Origin of the sequence: Prosthecobacter vanneervenii (assembly GCF_014203095.1) — a bacterium.
In the GTDB taxonomy this organism is placed as follows: Bacteria; Verrucomicrobiota; Verrucomicrobiia; order Verrucomicrobiales; family Verrucomicrobiaceae; genus Prosthecobacter; species Prosthecobacter vanneervenii.
The window spans coordinates 519,680-539,278 of record NZ_JACHIG010000002.1 but is presented as its reverse complement, the minus strand read 5'-3'; the positions used below and the strand labels follow the sequence as shown (position 1 = coordinate 539,278).

At 60.9% G+C, this 19,599-nt stretch carries 16 protein-coding genes; 9 read left to right on the top strand and 7 right to left on the bottom strand.

All coding sequences use genetic code 11. From position 1 onward, the window contains the following. Positions 1-29: 29 nt before the first annotated feature. From HNQ65_RS07285 to HNQ65_RS07275, 3 genes are all read right to left on the bottom strand, one after another. Complete coding sequence (locus HNQ65_RS07285; RefSeq protein ID WP_184338838.1) at positions 30-296, bottom strand: DUF883 C-terminal domain-containing protein; 267 nt, start codon at positions 294-296, stop codon at positions 30-32. Positions 297-371: 75 nt separating this feature from the next. Next, on the bottom strand, positions 372-1,772 hold the full coding sequence (locus tag HNQ65_RS07280; protein ID WP_246437779.1) for a N,N-dimethylformamidase beta subunit family domain-containing protein: 1,401 nt from the start codon (positions 1,770-1,772) through the stop codon (positions 372-374). A gap of 42 nt (positions 1,773-1,814) precedes the next feature. Next, the gene (locus tag HNQ65_RS07275) at positions 1,815-2,489 is read right to left on the bottom strand and encodes a sigma-70 family RNA polymerase sigma factor (RefSeq protein ID WP_184338837.1); all 675 of its coding nucleotides are present in this window, start codon (positions 2,487-2,489) and stop codon (positions 1,815-1,817) included. Between the two features lie 187 nt (positions 2,490-2,676). On the opposite strand from HNQ65_RS07275, the gene HNQ65_RS07270 reads away from it, so the two are divergent. The 9 genes from HNQ65_RS07270 (at position 2,677) to HNQ65_RS07230 (ending at position 15,840) form a co-directional block, all read left to right on the top strand. Next, entirely contained in the window at positions 2,677-4,323 is a 1,647-nt protein-coding gene (locus HNQ65_RS07270) for a TolC family protein (RefSeq protein ID WP_184338836.1), read from the top strand. After that, complete coding sequence (locus tag HNQ65_RS07265) at positions 4,320-6,152, top strand: efflux RND transporter periplasmic adaptor subunit (RefSeq protein ID WP_184338835.1); 1,833 nt, start codon at positions 4,320-4,322, stop codon at positions 6,150-6,152. Before HNQ65_RS07270 ends, HNQ65_RS07265 begins: the two co-directional genes overlap by 4 nt. Then, positions 6,152-6,901, top strand: coding sequence for an ABC transporter ATP-binding protein (locus tag HNQ65_RS07260; RefSeq protein ID WP_184338995.1), 750 nt, complete (start codon positions 6,152-6,154; stop codon positions 6,899-6,901). The genes HNQ65_RS07265 and HNQ65_RS07260 overlap by 1 nt, the downstream gene beginning before the upstream one ends. Positions 6,902-6,972: 71 nt before the next feature. Beyond that, complete coding sequence (locus HNQ65_RS07255; protein ID WP_184338834.1) at positions 6,973-7,623, top strand: C40 family peptidase; 651 nt, start codon at positions 6,973-6,975, stop codon at positions 7,621-7,623. Between the two features lie 365 nt (positions 7,624-7,988). Further along, complete coding sequence (locus HNQ65_RS07250) at positions 7,989-10,181, top strand: sulfatase (RefSeq protein ID WP_184338833.1); 2,193 nt, start codon at positions 7,989-7,991, stop codon at positions 10,179-10,181. Continuing rightward, on the top strand, positions 10,178-10,570 hold the full coding sequence (locus HNQ65_RS07245) for a GxxExxY protein (RefSeq protein WP_184338832.1): 393 nt from the start codon (positions 10,178-10,180) through the stop codon (positions 10,568-10,570). Before HNQ65_RS07250 ends, HNQ65_RS07245 begins: the two co-directional genes overlap by 4 nt. A gap of 83 nt (positions 10,571-10,653) precedes the next feature. After that, the gene (locus HNQ65_RS07240; RefSeq protein WP_184338831.1) at positions 10,654-13,155 is read left to right on the top strand and encodes a DUF1549 domain-containing protein; all 2,502 of its coding nucleotides are present in this window, start codon (positions 10,654-10,656) and stop codon (positions 13,153-13,155) included. 35 nt (positions 13,156-13,190) lie between these two features. Then, a complete protein-coding gene (locus HNQ65_RS07235; protein ID WP_184338830.1) occupies positions 13,191-14,498 on the top strand; it encodes a DUF1501 domain-containing protein in 1,308 nt (435 codons plus the stop codon). A gap of 127 nt (positions 14,499-14,625) precedes the next feature. After that, positions 14,626-15,840, top strand: a complete 1,215-nt coding sequence (locus tag HNQ65_RS07230) for a glycosyltransferase family 4 protein (RefSeq protein ID WP_184338829.1) — start codon at positions 14,626-14,628, stop codon at positions 15,838-15,840. A gap of 29 nt (positions 15,841-15,869) precedes the next feature. Here HNQ65_RS07230 and moaC read toward each other — a convergent pair whose 3' ends face one another. From moaC to HNQ65_RS07210, 4 genes are all read right to left on the bottom strand, one after another. Beyond that, positions 15,870-16,328 carry a cyclic pyranopterin monophosphate synthase MoaC gene (moaC, locus tag HNQ65_RS07225; RefSeq protein ID WP_184338828.1) on the bottom strand — a complete coding sequence of 153 codons (459 nt, stop codon included), beginning with the start codon at positions 16,326-16,328 and terminating at the stop codon, positions 15,870-15,872. Between the two features lie 201 nt (positions 16,329-16,529). Further along, complete coding sequence (gene moaA, locus HNQ65_RS07220; RefSeq protein ID WP_184338827.1) at positions 16,530-17,528, bottom strand: GTP 3',8-cyclase MoaA; 999 nt, start codon at positions 17,526-17,528, stop codon at positions 16,530-16,532. 35 nt (positions 17,529-17,563) lie between these two features. Then, positions 17,564-18,820, bottom strand: a complete 1,257-nt coding sequence (locus tag HNQ65_RS07215) for a sensor histidine kinase (RefSeq protein WP_184338826.1) — start codon at positions 18,818-18,820, stop codon at positions 17,564-17,566. After that, entirely contained in the window at positions 18,817-19,515 is a 699-nt protein-coding gene (locus tag HNQ65_RS07210; RefSeq protein ID WP_184338825.1) for a response regulator transcription factor, read from the bottom strand. Before HNQ65_RS07210 ends, HNQ65_RS07215 begins: the two co-directional genes overlap by 4 nt. Positions 19,516-19,599: the final 84 nt, after the last annotated feature.

Below are 19,599 nucleotides of genomic sequence, written 5' to 3'. Positions count from 1 at the left end.
GACTCATCTCGAGGCATGCGGTGGCAGTGTCAGCGGGATTTGGACTCGATCTTTTCGCAGCAGATTTCAAAGGCCTTGAGCACACCGAGGCCGAGGAGGGCAGGTGGCAGCAGGCGGGAGGCCAGAGTGGAGGTGATGCGGGCGAGCATGCGTGGCGGAGCGAGATTGAGCACCAAGCCTACGCCAAGCGCGGCGGCCACCGCCTTGGTGGGCTGCTCGCGCACGTAGTCCTCGACACTCCTGAGGGTGCGCTGGATGGAGAGCTCTGCAGCGTGAGGTGGAGGTGTGTGCTTCATAGCAGAGTGAAGATATGCGAAGGCTGATGCAGAACTCCGCGCATTTTGGCGATTGGTGGATGGAAGATGCGCAGCCTACTTGGAGAGGCGGTCGAGGACGTTTTTGGTGATGCGGATGACGGTGGCGTCCTCGCCTTTGAGGCCGTGGGCCCAGTCGGTGGTGGCGGCATTGAAGACGGTGCCGCCGCGTGTGTAGACGCCCAGGCAGGCTGCGCCGGTGCGGCCGGTCTCCCATTTCTCATACCACTCGGCGTCGTCCGGGTGCCAGCGCACAGGGCAGGTGGCCAGAACTTCGTAGGTCTTGGGCGTGCCGTCTTTATAGGTGGGGAAGGGGAGGCCGTCTTTCCAGGTGAGCTCGCAGCCGTCGCACTCGTAACCGACGATGGTGTCCTTGCCGCCGAACTTGTCGCCGCGCTTGAGGCTGGTGCCTTCGAAGATCCAGTGGTCAGGGCGGTGGACTTCATACTCGGCGGGGTCGTTCATGAACTGGCCGTGGCTTTTGCGGTAGCCGCCATAGAGGAAACCGACGCCGGTGAGTTCGTTTTCCGGGCGCTGGAGGAGGTGGTGGCTCCAGAGGGTGCTGACGGTTTTGTACTGCCGCGCCTGATAGACGGGGTCGAGGTGGTAGTTCTGCTTGCAGCAGGTGAAGGCGCGGCCGCCGTCCTCGGCGCGGACCTGCCAGCAGCAGGTGTTGCCTGTGAAGAAGGCCACGTTGCCGCCTTTGCCGATCCAGGCTTCGAGGTTGTCGCGCATGGGCGTGCTCCAGTATTCGTCATGACCTACACTAAGGACGAGCTTGTAGCTGGAGAGGATCTCGGGACGGAACTCGAGATCGTCATTGGCGGCGAATTCGAGTGCATAGCCGTTCTTTTCAGCCCATTGGACGAAGGGAAGCTCCCAGCGTGAATATTGAGGCGGGCAGGGGCGCTCAAAGCTGACGCGGTGCCCTTGGTTGTTGGAGAGGCTGCTGTAGGCGTACACGGAGAAGCCGCCCCAGTTGTTGTAGGCGTTGTAGGTGTTGGTGCAGAGCTGGAGGAGTATTTTGGAGGTGCTGCCTGGCTTGGCCTGACGCACGATGAACCAGGCGCTGCTCTCGGCGGTGCGCCTGCCACGGTGTGTCCATTTGCCGCCAGCATCTGCGGCGCGCAGCGTCACTTCATAGAAGCCGGACTTCCACGCGGCGGTGCTGGGCACGCGGATGCTTTCGGGCCAGCGGCAGCCATTGGCGGAGGCATCCTCGGGCACTGGATAGGCGGCACCGGGAACGTCTGATTTTTTCCACACGACCGTGCGTTCGGCACCGAGGCGCGCGACTTCGATCTCGTACTTGGCGGCGGTGGTGTTGACATGGATGCCGATTTCCTCTCCCTGCGCGATGCTGCGCTGACCTGCATAGCCTTCAATGAAGAGTGGCGCGGGCTCCGCCGCGTGCAGGGTGGACAGAACGAGGAGGAAGGAGGCGAATATGCGGCGCATGATCAGAGCCTACGGTGCAGATGAGGCGCGGCTTTCAGCGGCTCACTGCTCCGTCTCGGAGAGCTTGGCGGCTTCGCGCTTTAAAATGCGGCCGACGCGGTGCTTGGCGAGATAGACCTGGGCGGCGTTGACGCCGAGCTCCTTTTTTACGCGCTCGGGGCTCCAGCCTTTGAGGACGTAGCAGGAGAAGATCTGGAATTGGCGTGGGGAGACGAGGGCGCGGACACGGCGCAGGGCGATGTCCATGACCTTGTCCTGCCATTCCTTCTCCCAGAGTTTTTCGAGGGCGACGCCATTGGGGTCGGCGCAGCGGTCAATGGGGGCGGTGCGGCGCTCGTCGGTTTCATCCGCGTAGAGATTGGCTTCGCGGCTCTGCTGTTTCTTGCGGCGGCGGAACTGATCGAGGATGCGCCAGCGAGCCTGGTTGAGGAGGAAGGATTTGAAGGAGCCGAGACTGGTGTCGAACTTCTTCTTCTGGAGGTTCTTGGCCACACCGATGAAGGTCTCCTGCACGACGTCGTTGGCCTCATCATCGCTGAGGCCGGTCTTGCGAGCGACGTGGAAGACGAAGCCGGAGTAGGTGCGGTAGAATTCGTCCCAGCTGGCCCAGTCGTCCCAGTTGTCGAGTTTTTCGATGAGCGTCTTCCGGGTCGGGGGGGATCCGGAGGTCTCCTTGAGGAGCTCTTCTGTTTCTGCGACGTTTGGAATGTCGGACATGGGGGGAGGAATAGTAACGGCGGGCCGGAGGGTGGCAACGAGGTTTTGGCATGGATTCGATAGATTCCCCTAAGGGGGTGCGTATCTTGGGCCCCCCAAAACCAACCTTTCCGGCTCAACCACCTCGACGCCGGTGCGACTGCCTATGCTTAAAAACCGACTCTCCCAGCCCGCCGTAGCATCCTTCATGCTTCTGGCCCTAGGGTTGAGTGCGTGCAGCACGGGCTTTTACAAGAAATGGGCAGACAAGGAAACCTATGGCATCCTGCGCAAGAAGGCGAGCAAGGTGCCGAACTCCGGGCAGGACTTTCTGGACATCACTCCGCCACCGCCAGTGAGCATGGAGGAACTGCGGAAGAACATGAAGAAGGAGGAGTTTCTAGGAGACCGTGCCTTTGTGGAAGAGGGGGCGCGGGTGATCAATCTGGCCAAGGCACTGGATCTGGCGGTGCACCGCAATCGAAACTACCTGACTCAGAAGGAGGCGGTGTATCAGGCGGCGCTGGGCCTGACGCTGACCCGGCAGCAGTATTCTCCCATCCTGGCTGGCAGCGGCTCGGGCACCAAGAGCAGCAACGTGACCTTGTCCGGGGTCAACAATCTGGTGCGTACGTCCACACAGACCACCACAGGAAATCTGGGGGTGTCTGCGCTGACGCGTACGGGGGCGCAGATCGCAACGAATTTAACGACGAATTTCGTGAAGTTCCTGACCGGGGGTGGCAACAGCAACGGTCTCTCACAACTGGGGGTCTCGCTGACGCAGCCGATCCTGGCTGGCACGGGCTATCTTTCTGCATCGGAGACGCTGACGCAGGCGGAGCGCAATGTGATCTACTCGATCCGCACCTTTGCGCAGTTCCGGAAGTCCTTTGTGGTGAGCATCACCCAGCAGTATTACAGCGCTATTCAATCCCGCGAGACGGCGCGCAATGCTTATCTGGCCTTCAAGGCGTTTGACTTTGTGGTGGCGCGAGAGACGGCGATGCAGGCGGAGAACGCCGCGAACAGCACGAAGTCCTCCGTGTTTCGTCTGGTGCAGTCCCGAATCGTATTCAACCGCAACTGGCTCAATGCGATCCAGTCGTATGAAGCGGCGCTGGACAACCTGAAGATCAACCTGGGGCTGCCGGTGACGGAGCGGATCGTGCTGGATTACAAGGACAAGGAGGATCTGAAGATCATCGAGGTGCCAGGCACTGTGGAGGATGCCATCGCCGTAGGATTGAGCAACCGGCTCGATGTGTGGAACCTGCGCGACCAGGTGGAGGACGCCAGCCGCAAGGTTCTGGTGGCCAAGCAGCAGGTGCTGCCGACGGTGAACGCGCTGGTGAACTACAGCGTGCTGGATAATCCCGGCCGCAAGCAGTTTGGTCTGGAGCCGGAGAACCGCAACTACAGCATGGGCTTCAACGCGGACCTGAACCTGAACCAGAAGCCGGAGCGAAATGTGATGCGAAGCGCGATCATCACGGAGCAGCAGGCCCGGCGTGCGCTGGACCTTTCTGAAGAGACCGTGCGCAGCGCCATACGCGCCGACTGGCGAAACCTGCAACTGGCCCGCAAGCAGTATGAGCTGGCGCGGACGGGGATGGAGCTGAGCACCTCGCGTCTGGAGGTGGAAGAGGCCTTCAATGCCGAGGGACTGGGCACAGCGATCAACCTGGTGGACGCCCAGCGCGACATGAACGACACGCGAAACCTGATGGTGTCCACTTCCATCAACTACACCCTGGTGCGTCTCCAGCTCTATCTGGACATGGGCGTGCTCTTCATTGATAAAGACGGGGGGTGGATAAGCGTATTGAACAAGGAGAAACCTCAAGGAGAATGAAGAAAGCCAAACCCAGCAAAAAAATCATCATCACGGCAGGCGTGTGTGCACTGGCCGTGGCTGGCTGGTGGAGCATGTCCGATGGCGGATCCAAGACGGAAAAGGTGCCCACATTCATCGTGCAGAGAGGCCCGCTGGAAATCAACGTGCTGCAGGGCGGTGAAATCCGCGCGCTGCAGAACTATGAAGTGAAGAGCGAGATCGAAATCCCCACCAAGATCCTGAATCTGATCCCCGAGGGGTACATGATCACGGAGGAGGATGTGAAGGATGGGAAGGTGCTGATCGAGCTGGACAACACGGATGTGAAGTCGAAGATCGAGACGCACGAGATCGAGTTTCAGACGACGGTTTCCAGCTACATCGAGGCTGATGAGAACCGCGAGATCCAGCGCAGCGAGAACCAGACGCTGGTGCGTGACATGAAGCAGGTGGCGATGTTTGCGCTGATGGACTTTGAAAAGTATCTTGGGCGCGATGTGACGGCATCCATCCTGAAGGCTGCGAAGCTGCCTGCGGATGTGGAGGCTTTTGAGAAATATGCGGACACCCTGGAGACGCAGGCAAACTCGACGCCGAATTCGGAGGCAATGATCGCCAAGAAAGAGAAGGAGGCCGGTGAAAAAGATGATGCGCCTGCTGTCAAGAAGACGCTGGCAGCGATGCCGCCGAGCGAGATGATCGACTTCTCCCCTTTCCTGGAACAGAAGGGCGAGAGCGATGGTGAGGCGCAGCAGAAGCTGAGGCAGCTGGAGGATGACATGCTGCTGCACCGCTCCGAGCTGGCGCTGGCAAAGCAGAAGGTGGAATCCACCAAGCGGCTTGCAGCGAAAAAATTTGTGACCGCCACGCTGTTGGAGAACGACGAGGTGAGCCTGGACAAGGTGGAGCTTTCGGTCAAGACCTCAGAGACGGCTCTGGCGCTGTACAAGAAGTATGAATTCAGCAAGCAATGCGCCACCTTCCTGGCTGCCTATCGCGAGGCGCTGAACAAGCTGCAACGCACGATCCGGGCAAACCGCTCCCGCATGGCGCAGGCGGAGACGAGATTCACCACGGCCAAGCGTCGCTATGAGATGGAGCTGGCGCGTCGTGAAAATCTGGAACAGCAGCTCAAGGCGTGTGTGATCAAGGCACCTCAGGCGGGGCTGGTGGCGTACGGCGACCTTAATGCGAGCGCTTCCTATAATTACAACAACAGCATCGAGGAGGGGGCAACTGTGAGGCTTCGCCAGACGCTGCTGACGATCCCTGACATGAGCCAGATGGGGGTGCGTGTGAATGTACACGAGTCCCAGATCAAGAAGGTAAAAATTGGTCAGCCGGTGAAAGTGCGGGTGGATGCAGAGCCCGGCAAGGAGCTGGACGGCCGTGTGGCCGAACTGGCGGTGCTGCCTGACAGCAGCAGCAGCCGCTACACCCCCAACCTGAAGGTGTATCCCTGCACCATCCATATCAATGGCTACCACCCCTGGATGAAGCCTGGGATGAACGCCAAAGTGGAGATCATCGTGAACCAACTGGCAGACGTGCTGTATGTGCCTGTGCAGTCCATCGAGGTGGAGCAGGACCACCACTATTGCTACGTGAACAAGAATGGCACGCTGGAGCGGCGGGAGGTTAGCACAGGGCTTTTCAATGACGAATTTATCGAAGTACGCAATGGCCTGCAGGGCGGTGAAGCCGTGGCCCTCGCGCTACCGAAGAAGGCCGAGACTGACATGGGCGGACAGCAGCCAAGCTCAAAGCCTCACGAGCCTGATGGCGGCGGTGGCAAAGGCAAGGCTGCCAAGGCGAAGGAAAAAGACGTGGCCATGACCAAATCGTGATGCCGGACACCGAGCCCATCATCAAGCTGGTGGACATCTGCAAGAGCTACCAGATGGGGGATACCCTCCAGCGCGTGCTGCAGGGGGTGTCACTGTCGATCTATCCCGGAGAGTACGTCTGCATCATGGGGCCTTCTGGCTGTGGGAAGTCCACGCTGCTGAATGTGCTGGGCTGCCTGGACCAGCCAACGACGGGGGACTACTACCTCGGTGGGCAGAATGTGGCGCATCTGGAGGACAATGAGCTCTCTGCAGCGCGGAACCGAAACCTGGGGTTCATTTTCCAAAGCTACAATCTGATCCAGCAGCTGAGCGTGATCGAAAACATCGCTGTGCCGATGTACTACGGTGGAGCGAAGGATACAGACATGTATGAGACGGGAGTGCGGCTGGCCACGCAGGTGGGGCTGGAGCACCGGCTGCATCACAAACCGACAGAGCTTTCCGGCGGGCAGCAGCAGCGTGTGGCGATCGCGCGCGCGCTTTCGAACAATCCGCTGGTGATCCTGGCGGACGAGGCCACGGGAAATCTGGACTCGAAGTCCGGTAAGGAGATTTTAGAGCTTTTTGATGAGCTGAACATGCAGGGGAAGACGCTGGTCTTTGTGACACATGACGAGCGCATGGTGGAGCGCTGCACGCGCATCATCCGCCTGAAGGATGGTGTGGTGGAGCATGATGTGGCGGGAGCCAAAGCAGACCGTCTGCGCGGCAAGGTGATAGGCCAGCATTATGGGCTGGCGGCGTAAGATGCTTAAGGGGTGCTGATTTTTAAATCAGCAGTGGCATTTTTTGCAGGGAGAGTCATCATTCCATGCATATGGCCCAATACGCAGTCCAACCCGGAGACAATCCCTCGAAGATCGCGAGCGCTTTTGGCATGACGCTGGCGCAGTTTCAGCAGCTTAACCCCACCTTGGTGGAGTGGGGAAACTGGAAGGTGCTCTTCCCCGGGCAGCTGGTGAACGTGGCGGACGACACGGCTGCTGTGCCTGCTCAAGCTGCAGCGCCTGCCAATGCTCCAGGAGATTTTGCTGCTCCGCCGCCGTGGATGCAGATCGCCATCATGGAGGTGGGGGTGCGTGAATGGGCCGGGGCAGCGGATAATCCGCGTATTTTGGAATATCTGCGGAGCTGCGGGATCAGCGGCAGCCTGCTGCATGATGAGACGGCGTGGTGTGCGGCCTTTGTGAACTGGTGCGTGATGCAGTCCGGCTACCAGCCGCGAGGCAGCGCCAAGGTGTCTGACTGGTGGAACTGGGGCCGCCCAGTGGCCCCGACGTATGGCGCCATCTGCATCCTGCAACCGCTGACGGTTGACCAGGCCAGCAGCGGGCACATCGGCTTTCTGCACGCGCAGGATGCGAACAATGTGTGGCTGCTGAGCGGCAACTCGCAGAACCAGGTGCGGATCTCCGCCTATCCGCGCAGCAAGCTGTACACCAACGCGCCTTTTCGATGGGCGTTTTAAAAACCTGCCATTCGAGGGGCGGAGCCTATCAAGCGCGGCCTATTGTATCGCCTATTTGCCTAAGCAAAGCTTGAGGAAGTCAGTGACATGTCCCACACTGGGGGATGTCTTGGATGATTCGATCGATCCTGCCGCTGGGGCTCTGCCTGCTGGCTGCGTGCAGTATGCACATGCGGACTCAGATGGATGATTTCTGGCGAACCATCGATCCTATCGGGCACGGCCGCTCGCACCGTGAGCGCTATTATCCCTCTGAGCGGAGGACGGGGCTGAAGATGCCTGGGGAGAAGGATGGAGTGAGATGAGAGGTTGAGATGTGGCATGACAGCGGCGTAGTATAGTGGTGCCGACCTGAGCCCTCCTGCATGCCCACTACCAACCTGACACGCCGCCATACTCTGAAGACCGTCGTGCTGACCGTGACGGGGACGCTGCTGGCGTGGTATCTGAGCGCGTTGCTGAGCTTTGCGGGGAACTCGTACGGGTTTAACAACCGCTTCTCGGAAGTGGCGCTACAGCACCATTGGTGGTACCTGGTGTGGAGCAATCTGGTGGTACTGAAGGGCTACCTGCTGGTGGCGGCAGGCTATGTAGCGCTGATTTACCCGCTGGTACGGCTGTGGGGCCGGGTGCGGCCGGCGACACGCCGTGGTGTGGTGTGGCGCACGCTGCTGTTTGCAGGACTGTTGTACGGTTTTTTCATTTTCAGGCTGATGCTGGAGAAACCCTATTTTGGCGACTACAGCTACCTGCTGGGCTGGTATGATGCACTAGGGCGAGTGTGCGGCACCCGGGTGCAGGATGCGGTGCATGCGCTTATCTCGCAGGTGTTTCCTGTGGCTGCGGTGGTGGTGGCGGCGCTTTTCTACCTCTTTGAGCTGCGGCGGTGGTTTGCGCGCACGGCACGGCCGCTGCTCTTCAGCTTTGGGGCGGTGGCGGGAATCCTGGCGCTGCTGGCAGTGAGCGGGTATGGGGTGAGCCGTGCGCCGGATGCGGAGGAGCTGGCGGGCGGCAGGAAGAGGCCGAAAAATATCGTGATCCTGGGCTCGGACTCGCTGCGAGGAGATCATCTCTCGTGCAATGGGTACGCGCGGCAGACTTCTCCCAACATCGACCGCATCGCGGCAAAGGGAGTGAATTTTGAGCGCTGTCTGACGCCGATCGCCTCCACGCTGGAGTCGCTGGCGAGCATGTTTTCCTCGCAGTATCCGCACACGCATGGGGTGAGGCATATGTTTCCGAACCGTGCGATGGTGAACCGGGCGAACCGCGAGGCGCCGTCGCTGGGTGCGGAGCTGCAGCGGCTGGGCTATGACACGACGGTGATCGGTGACTGGTGTGCGTGCAGCTTTAACGAGCTGCCGATGGGTTTTAAAAACATCATCGTCTCTGATTTTGACAACTTCCGGGTGTACATGAGCGAGGTGGTTTTTCTGCATCACCAGATCCTGCCGCTGTTTTTTGACAACCGGGTGGGGCACATGCTCTTCCCGAAGCTGAAGTCCTTTGCGAACTACATGACGCCGGAGGTGGTGACGGACCAGGTGATCGGCCGAATCCGGCAGCGCGCGGAGGATCGGAAGCCGTTCCTGCTCTTTGGCTACTACTCGTGCACGCACCTGCCTTACAAGACGCCCACGCATTATGCGAAGCTGTGGACGGACCCGAAGTATGACGGCCCGCACAAACACGAGCTGGCGCTGAATGTGGACCAGTTCATCGGCGGCACGGACATCAATGAAAAGTGGAGCAAGCTGCCGCGCGAGGAGGTGGAGCAGATCACGGCGCTGTATGACGGCTGCGTGCGGATGTTTGACGATTCGGTTGGCCGCGTGGTGGCGGAGCTGGAGAAGCAGGGGCTGATGGATGACACGATCATCCTGATCACGGGAGATCATGGCGATGATCTCTTTGAGCCGAACTGCACCTTTGGCCACGGCACCACCTTCAACGGCGGAGATCAGGCCAACCGCGTGCCGGCCATTCTGCATGTGCCGGGGCTGAAGCAACCGCAGCGGCATACGCAGCTGACGCGCACGCTGGATTTTGCGCCGACGCTGCTGGACCTGGTGGGAGCACCGCCGCAGCCGCGTTTTGAGGGCACGAGCCTGGCCCCGCTCATTCGTGACGAGAAACAGAGTCTGGACCTGGCCTACTTTGGGGAGACGAGCTATCTCTTCTTCCGCCGCACCATCCCGGGGGAGGAGCCGCTTTTCATTCCGCCGATGGATGAGACGACGTTTATCGATCCGGACTTCGACTTTCACTTTGTGCTGAAGGACAAGTTTCAGGATGCGGTGCTGAAAACGAAGGAGCACTGTGTGCGCACAGAACGCTTCAAGTACATCCGTACGCCGGGGGTGCACCACTCTATCGAGCGGCTTTTTGATGTGCGTGCTGATCCGCACTGCGAGCATGATGTGAAGCTGCGCTATCCGGAGGTGAAGGCGCGGCTCTCCGCTGCGATGGACCAGTGGCTGACGACGCACAAGCAGAGCACCACGGCGGAGATCTACGGCATCCTGGGAGAGGACACCCTGCAGCCTGTCGCGCCATGAATGCCGCCGACCTGCCACATCTCGTGATCGGTGCGTGCATGAACGTGCATCGTGCGCTCGGGCCCGGTCTCACAGCAGATGCGTACGAGGAGTGCGTGGCCATCGAGCTGCGAGACATGGAGTTTGATTTCAGGAGGCAGGTGCCGCTGGAGTTTGAGTATCACGGACGGCGTGTGCAGACGAGCACGCGGCTGGATTTTGTCATTGGGGACGTCCTGCTTCTCCTGGTGCGAGCGCAGGGGGAGGTCACACCGCAGCAGCAGCAGGAACTGGAGAGCAAGGTGAAGCTGGGGCGCTTCAAGGCGGGGCTGATTGTGGATTTCAACGTGAGCATCCTGCGCAAAGGGATTCATCAGTTGCTCGTGAAGCGGCGGGAGCATGCGCGGTAAGGGGCTGGGATCTTTCAGAGTTTTTTGGCACGGAATGTGCCTTAATTGTGATAAAGTCGCTTTTTGCTGGCGTTTCTCGCCACATGAAGAAGCTCCTCATCTTTCCGCTCATGGCATCGGCCATGGTGACTTCCATGCAGGCCGCAGGGCCGCAGGATACGGCTGCGGCTGCAAAGCAGATTGATGCCATTCTGGCCAAAGACTGGGCTGCGAACAAGCTCAAGGGCAACCCGCAGACGGACGACAACACTTTTGTGCGCCGCATCTACCTGGACATCATCGGGCGCATCCCGACGACGCGCGAGGCGGAGGCGTTTCTGAACTCCACGGAGGCTGACAAGCGTGCGAAGCTGATCGACAAGCTGCTGGCGTCGGAAGCCTACGTGCAGCACTTTTTTAACTACTGGGCGGATGTTTTGCGCGTGACCAGCAACGGCAACCAGACGGGTGCGATTACTGGTGCGGCGTATGCGAACTTTGTGAAAGACAGCCTGCGCAAGAACAAGCCGTATGACCAGTTTGTGCGCGACATGGTGGCTGCGCAGGGCAAGGCTTGGGAGGATGGCGCCATCGGCTACTACATGCGCGACCGCGGCATGCCGCTGGACAACATGGCCAACACGGTGCGCGTGTTTCTGGGCACCCGAATCGAGTGTGCGCAGTGCCACAACCACCCCTTCGACAAGTGGACGCAGATGCAGTTTTACAAGATGGCCGCCTTTACCTACGGCGTGCAGACGCAGGACTATGGTGGCGACACCGTCAGCGGCGTGACAGACCTGCTGCGTGAGAAAGAGAAGGCTGCCCGCGATGCCATCGCCGAACCGAAGCGCCCGCAGCGGCCGAACATCAACGGCAAGATGTCCAACGAGGAGCGGGAGAAGCTGCAGAAGGACTATCTGGCCGCCTACAAAAACTATGAGGCGGAGATGAAGGAGGTGAACAAGAAGCGTGAGGAGGTGCGCCAGGCGCTGCGCAAGGAACAGCGCAGCTATCAGGAGGCCATGAACGATGTGCGCGACACCATGCGCTACACCTCGGTGAGCCTGCGTGACCGCAAGCCGACGCTGCCGCATGACTACCAGTACAGCGATGCGAAGCCGAATTCCGTGGTGGAGCCCGGCACGATGATGGGGCATGAGTGCATCACCCAGCCAGGCGAGACGCCACTGCAGGCCTATGCACGCTGGATGACGAGCCCGGAGAATCCGCGCTTTACCACCGTCATTGCCAACCGCCTGTGGAAGCGCGCCTTTGGGCTGGCGCTGATCGAGCCTCTGGATGAGCTGATGGACAACACGGTGCCGATGGTGCCGGAACTGGAGAAGCATCTGGAAAAGCTGGTGGTGGACATGAAGTATGACATGAAGGGCGTGCTGCGTGTGCTCTACAATACGAAGACCTACCAGGCGCAGGTGACTCGTGAGGAGCATGCTCCGGGCACTGTGTACCACTTTACCGGACCGCTGCTGCGCCGTATGAGCGCCGAGCAGATGTGGGACTCCTTTGTGACGCTGATCAACCCGAGCCCGGACATGATCAACGAGGCCAACCGTGAGGTCATGGAGCAGCGCATCCTGCAGGCCAAGAAGATCGCAGACGGGGTGGAGTCTCTGAGCCCTGAGGAGGCGCTGGCAGGATTCAAGAGAGCGGCAGACATCTACAGCAAGAACCGCGAGCGCACGGATGCACAGCAGAAGCTCTTTGCCGAAGCACGCACCGCCGCCAAGGCTGCCAAGGATGAGGCGGAGGCCATGCCTGAAGGCCCGGCTCGCGTGGCGGCCATGGCGAAGGCTGATGAGCTGAAGAAGAAGGCTGATGCCATCCGCACCGAGGTGAATCGCATTCAGAGCGAAGGCCGCCGTGTCACATTCACGGAAGTGGTCGCCCCCGGACAGAAGAAGCTCTATGAGAAGGTGACCGGCAAGCCTTATGCGACTGCTTCATTGACTCCAAGCAAGCCCGGAGCCAGCAGCGGAGCTGATGCCGCGCCTGCCATGATGATGAGCGGTGGTGACTCGATGATGATGGTGAACGGAGCCAAGATGGAGAAGATCATCATCCCTGGCTATGACCGCAAGGAGCTGAGCAAGGAGGAGCGGCAGGCTGTGGCGCAGAAGGCCAGAGATGCCTACGCGGAAGAGGCGGACTTCTTTGGCATCACCAACGAGAAGGAACGCAAGAGCTACATCGCCAGCCGTGAGCGCATCAGCCGCGACACGCTGCGCGCCGCCGAGCTGGAAAGCCCCGCGCCGCGCGGCCACTACCTGCGCGAGTTTGGCCAGAGCGACCGCGAGACGATCGAAAACGCGAACAGCGACGCCAGCGTACCGCAGGCTTTGGCGATGATGAACGGCAGCCTGCTGCCGCAGATCACCAGCAGCTACAGCCAGCTGATGCTGACGGTGAAGAAGGCCCCGTATCCGGATGACAAGGTGGACGCCATCTACATGACGCTGCTGACCCGCAAGCCCACAGCCAACGAAAAAGCGGCCTGGCTCAAGGCGCAGGAAGGCGGCCTTTCCAACATGGAGGACCTCGTCTTTGCGCTGCTGAACACGCAGCAGTTTATTTTCATTCAGTAAGACAGCACCCACCCAACACCCAACGCGCGCACTCCATGAAACAGGAACTCGCCTCCAAACTCCTCCGCTCGGGAGAAATCTCCCGGCGTGACTTCGCGGTGAAAACCGCCAGCTCTCTCCTCGGCGTCGGCCTGCTGGGCCAGTCGCTCACGAGCAAATCGTTCGCGGCTTTTGAGGGCTCCTCAAAGCTGAAGCAGGCGGCCACGGCCAAGAACGTGATCTACTTGTACATGAGCGGTGGCCAGTCCCACATGGACACCTGGGATCCGAAGGAAGGTGTGGAGACCGCCGGTCCGACGAAGCCGATCAAGACCAGTGCGGATGGTGTGCGCATTTCTGAGTATCTGCCGCTGACCGCGCAGCAGATGCACCATGGTACGGTGATCAACTCCCTGTCCTCCACTCAGGGTGCGCATGAGCAGGGGAACTACATGATGCACACCAGCTACGAGATGCGTGGCACGATCCGCCATCCTGCCATGGGTGCGTGGCTCAATGTGTTCCAAGGTGGTGGCAACAGCACGCTGCCGAACTTTGTCTTCATTGGCAATGACAGCCGCCATCCCGGCGCGGGCTTCTTCCCGGCTGCGCAGGCGCCGCTGTTTGTGAGCAATCCGGAGAACGGCCTGAAAAACATCAAGAACGGCAGCCCGGAGGAGAAGTTCCAGGCGCGCATGAAGCTGGCCGATGAGCTGGACAAGGACTTCCGCAGCACTTTCCCGCACCGCAATGTGAAGGCCTATGCCGACATGTATGATGACGCGATTGCGATGATGAAGTCGGAAGACCTGAAGGCCTTTGATCTGAGCGAAGAGCCCGGCGAACTCCGTGCGGCCTACGGCAAGGAAGCCTTTGGCCAGGGGTGCCTGCTGGCCCGCCGTCTGGTGGAGCGCGGGGTGCGCTTTGTGGAAGTCTCCCTCGGTGGCTGGGACACGCACAACGCCAACTTTGTGGCGGTGCCGGACCGCTGCGAAACGCTGGACAAGGGACTGGCCACGCTCGTTTCTGACCTGCACAACCGCGGTCTGCTGGAAGAGACGCTCATCGTGCTGACGTCTGAGTTTGGCCGCACACCTGACATCAATCAGAATGCCGGACGTGACCACTATCCGAAGGCTTTCTCCGGCGTCATGTTTGGCGGTGGCGTGAAGCAGGGCTTCACCTACGGCAAGACCGACAAGGAAGGCCGTGAGGTGGTGGAGGACAAGGTCAAGATCATGGACTTCAACGCCACGATCGCGTACGCCCTGGGTCTGCCGCTCGATCAGGTGATCTACAGCCCGAGCAAGCGTCCGTTCACCATCGCGGACAAGGGGCAGCCGCTGACGGGCGTGTTTGCGTAAAGTGAGATTTTGAGATCTTTGGGAGCACGCGATGCTGTGAGGCATCGCGTGCTTTTTTGTGCGCTCGCGCCTGCAGGAGGCAACATGGGGTTTGACTGTTTGTTTTCAGGGATGAGGGATGGAGGGCATGCAGGTGTTGGTTTCACATTTTACGGGCAATCCGAACAGCTGTGCCGTGGCGCAGGCGCTGGCTGAGGCAGGTTCGCTGGAGGCGTTTCACACGACTCTCGTGGTGCCTGTGTGGCTGAGGCGTCTGACGGGGGCAGGGGCACGCCGCACCTTTCCTGAAGTGGTGGAGCCTTTCATGAAGTCTCATGCCTCACGGGAGCTGCTGAGGCTGGCCTGTCGCAGTGTGCCGGGGCTGAGGAGACTGCCGCTGGCTGGCAGGCTGGGAAGGCTGGATCAGGTGGTACGGTGGTTTGACGGGGAGGTGAGCCGTGCTGTGAGGCAAAGCCATGGTGTGCAAGCGGTGTATGCCTACATGGATGCGGCGGAGCATACGTTTCTGGCAGCGCGTGAGAGGGGCCTGCGGACGATCTATGAGCTGCCGACGCCCTACTGGCGCTTTACCCGGGATGTGGTGAGGGAGGAAGCCGGACTAAAACCAGAGTGGGCGGCGACCCTGCCTGTGATGGAAGATGGCAGCGAGGCGATGCTGAGGCGGGATCGAGAGCTGCAAATGGCGGATGTGGTGGTGGTGCCAAGTGAGCTGGTGCGTGAGAGCCTGAAGCTGGCTCCGTCTTTCAGAGCCAGGGTGCATGTCGTGCCGTATGGATGTCCTGAGCCTGGTGCGCCGACTTCTCCTGCAGCCCGGACCCAATGTAGCCTGCGTGTGCTGTATGTGGGCAGTCTGAACCAGGGCAAGGGACTGAGCTATCTGGCGGAGGCCATGAGTGGCCTGGAGGGAGTGGCGGAGCTGACGGTTATTGGCTCCCGAACAGCGGATAAGCCCTGTGCGGCGCTGGATGCTTTTCTGGCGGCGCACCGGCATCGTGCCGGATTATCTCATGCTGAGGTGCTGGCGGAGATGAGGCAGCATGATGTGCTGGTACTGCCGACGCTGTACGAAGGACTGGCGCTGGTGCTGCTGGAGGCGATGGCCTGTGGGCTGGCGGTGGTGACCACGCCGCATTCGGGGCTGGAGGGAGTGATCCAGGATGGGCAGGAGGGCTTTGTCGTGCCGGTGCGAAGTGCGGAGGCGATTCGTGAGCGGCTGAAGCAGCTGGCGGCGGATGAAACGATGCTTCAGCGAATGAGGAGCGCGGCCTTGAGCTGGAGTAGCGAGCACTCCTGGCAGCGGTTTCGTGAGCAGATCAGGCAGGTGGTGGCGGAGGTTTCCTGAGGGATGGCTGCGGCTGCTGCTGGTCCTTGTCAGGTTGCAGATGTGCCTTTGGTCTTGCTGACGAGTTTCACGCCTTCGATGCGCATCTTTTTGTCGGCGGCTTTGCACATGTCGTAGATGGTAAGGGCGGCAACGGAGACGGCGGTGAGGGCTTCCATTTCGACGCCGGTGGGGGCGACGGTGATGGCGGTGGCGGTGATGTGGACGGCCTTGGAGCGAAGCTCAAAGTCGAGCTGCACTTTACTCAGCGGGATCTGGTGGCAGAGGGGAATGAGGTACTGCGTCTGCTTGGCGGCCTGGATGCCGGCGATGCGGGCGATGCTGAGGACGTCGCCTTTTTTGACCTGGTTGCTGCGGATGAGATCGAGCGTGGCGGGCTGAAGCAGGATGCGTCCTTCGGCGACGGCTTCACGGAGCACGGGGGGCTTGGCGGAGACATCGACCATGGCGGCTTCGCCTTTGCGGTTGAGATGGGTGAGGGCGGGCATGGAGGATAATGACGAATGAGTAAATCCGAATGAGGGGTGGGGGAATTTGGACTGTAGCACGCGAAGCTGCCGTTTTCGAGGGGTGCTGTGTGCGGGGAAAAGCCTCTGCCTGGGGAGAGTTTGTGGTCTGCGTGAGTTTGAAGGCCTGCGAAAGCGGCGCTGAAGCGCCGCACTCCAAGACGCTAACGCGCTCGCGTTGGCTTAACCGCCGATGGCGATCATGCGCCTGTTGGGCTGGTAGTTGTGGCGGAAGTCGTGTTCCTTGGGTTTGCGAGAGACGACGTTTTGGAAGAAGGCGGCGAGTTCGGAGTCGGTGCAGCCGGAGCGGAGGACAGTGCGGAGGTCGAACTCAAGGTAGGAGCCGAGGCAGGGGCGGAGCTTGCCGTCGCAGGTGAGGCGGAGCTTGTTGCAGTTCTCGCAGAAGTGCAGGTTCGTCATGGCACCGATGAAGCCGATCTTCTGGCCGGTGGCGGGGGCGCGATGATAGACAGCGGGGCCGTTGGTCTTGAAATCGGGGGACTCGATGAGAGGCCCGGTGGTCTGCTCGACGAGCTTTTTGGCGGTGGCGACGGGGAGGAAGGTGTCGTCGCTCAGCACCTCCTGGGTGCTCACGGGCATGAGCTCGATGAAGCGGAGGAGGGCGTCTTTCTGGCGGGCGAAGTCGATGAGGTCGGGCAGCTCGCGCTCGGTCTGGCCCTTCATGAGGACGCAGTTTAGCTTGATGGACTGGAAACCTGCGGCGCGGGCTGCTTCGATGCCATCGAGCACGCGGGGGAGGAGGTCGCGGCTGGTGGTGCGCTGATAGACGGCGCGGTCGAGGGAGTCGAGGGAGATGTTGGCGGTACGGACGCCGGCTTTGACGAGGTGCTCGGCGATGGTGATGCCGCCGTCCAGTTTGGCTAGTAGGGTGCCGTTGGTGGAGATGCCGATTTCGTCGATGCCGGGGATGTGGGAGAGTTCGGCGCAGAAGCCGGCGACGCCGGGGCGGGTGAGGGGCTCGCCGCCAGTGACGCGGATCTTTTTAATGCCGAGGGTGGCGCCCACGCGGACGACGCGCAGGAGCTCGTCATAGCTGAGGGTTTCCTCCTTGGCGAACCAGGTCTGCTCCTCCTCGGGCATGCAGTAGCGGCAGCGTTCGTTGCACCGGTCGGTGACGGAAACGCGGAGGTAGGAGATGCGATGGCCGAAGAGGTCTTCCACAGATAGTATGTTTAAACCACAGACCGGGCCTGGGCTCAAGCTTTCGTATCTGGTACCGGAAGGCGCATGGTAAACGTAGTCTCGACACCTGGCGTGCTGGAGAGCTCGATCTTGCCGCCGTGGGCCTCCACGGCGCGCTTGACGATGGACAGGCCGAGGCCGGTGCCCTTCACCTGGGTGGAGGAGTGGTGCTTGTTGCCGCGGTAGAAGCGCTTGAAGACAAAGGGCAGGTCGTGTGCAGGGATGCCGATGCCGTTGTCGCTGACCTTGACGATGCATTCGCCGTCTCGCCACTCGCCGGAGACGCGGATGACGAGTCCGGGTTTGGAGTTCTCCTTGAGGGAGTTTTCGAGGAGGTTGGTGAACACCTGGTCCCAGTAAAAGCGGTCGCCGACGAGCTGGCCGTCTTTTGGGATGTCTAAGACGATGCGGGCGTCCCGCCCCTCCAGCATGGGGGAGAGGTGGTCGGCGGCGTCCTTGGCGCAGGCGCGGAGATTGAAGGGCTCCTTGTTCAGGGAGCTGCTGGCATCCTCCAAGCGGGAGATGGCCAGCATGTCCTCGATGATGCGGGCGATGCGCTTGCCGTGCTTTTCCATCACGTCGAGGCTGCGACGTGTGGCGGCGGGCATCTTGGCGGAGTCCTCCTGGAGCATCTCGATGTAGCCATTGATGAGCGTCAGGGGGGTGCGCAGCTCGTGGGAGGCATTGGCCACGAAGTCCCGGCGGATCTGCTCGGTCATGGCGGCCTCGGTCACGTCCTGGAGCATGAGCCAGGCACCGCCGCCTACATCGGCGCCGAGGGGGGCGGCTTCCACAATGAAGTAGCGGCCGCCGAGATTGGACCCTGCGCCCACGTCTGAGGGCAGCATCTGAATGCGGCGGGTGGTGTGGCGCTTTTCGGTGATGGATTCCTGCACGAGGACGGAGATCTGGTGGTCGCGCACCTCCTCGATGAGGGGGCGGCCCACGTGGATATCCTTGCGGTGCAGGAGCTTGGCGAGGGGCTTGTTGGCGTAGCGGATGCGGAGGGTGTCATCCAGCAGTACGAGACCCTGGCTGATCTCATCGAGCAGTGACTCAAAGACGCGGCGCTGCTCCGCCTGGTGCTCGGCCTTGTGGCGTGCCTGGAGCACGACGGCGGCGTATGCGGGCAGCTGGTCGGCATCCCGGGCGCGGAGGCCGAGGGTTTTGGCGGTGTTCTCCCAGCGTTTCGTCCAGAATTTCTCGCGGCGCACCCAGGCGAAGATGGTGGCGGCCAGGAGCAGGACGAGGAAGAGGGAGAAGGAGGTCATGCGGGCTGTGAGGCGGCGAGCTCTGTCTGGAACTGGAAGCCGGTGCCGCGAATGGTGACGATGTGATCTCCTGCGGAGCCGAGCTTTTCTCGCAGGCGCTTGATGTGGGTGTCGAGGGTGCGGGTGGCGACGTCGCTGTTGTAGCCCCAGACATCGCGCAGGAGATCGGCGCGGCTGTGGACTGCGGAATCGTTTTCCATGAGGGTGGTGAGGAGCTTGAACTCGATGGTGGTGAGGTCGAGCGGGGTGCCGTCGAGGTAGAGCTTGAGGTTTTTGCGGTCGAGCATGAAGCGGCCGCGCTGGATCTCGGAGACGTGGGTGACCTTTTTTACACGGCGCAGGATGGCGCTGATGCGTAGGTAGAGCTCTCGCGGGCTGAAAGGCTTGGTGAGGTAGTCGTCCGCACCCAGCTCCAGGCCGGTGATCTTGTCAGTGACCTGGCTTTTGGCGGTGAGAATGATGACAGGGATGGTGGCGGTGCGGGTGTCTGCGCGGAGGCGCTTGAAGACCTGGATGCCGTCCATGCCGGGGAGCATGAGGTCCAGCACGATAAGCTCCGGCTGCTGCTCGATGGCAGCAGGAAGCACCTGAAGGCCATTGCCGATGCAGGACACCTCGTGCCCCTCGCGAGTGAGGTGCATGGAGATGAGGTCTGCGATGTCCGATTCATCCTCGACGATTAGTATTTTGCTCATAGGGAATGGCTGTGTGACGTGGGAGCGCCATCGGCAAAGGCATGATGGCAACGAAGATGTCACATGGCAACAGACTTGCTGGCT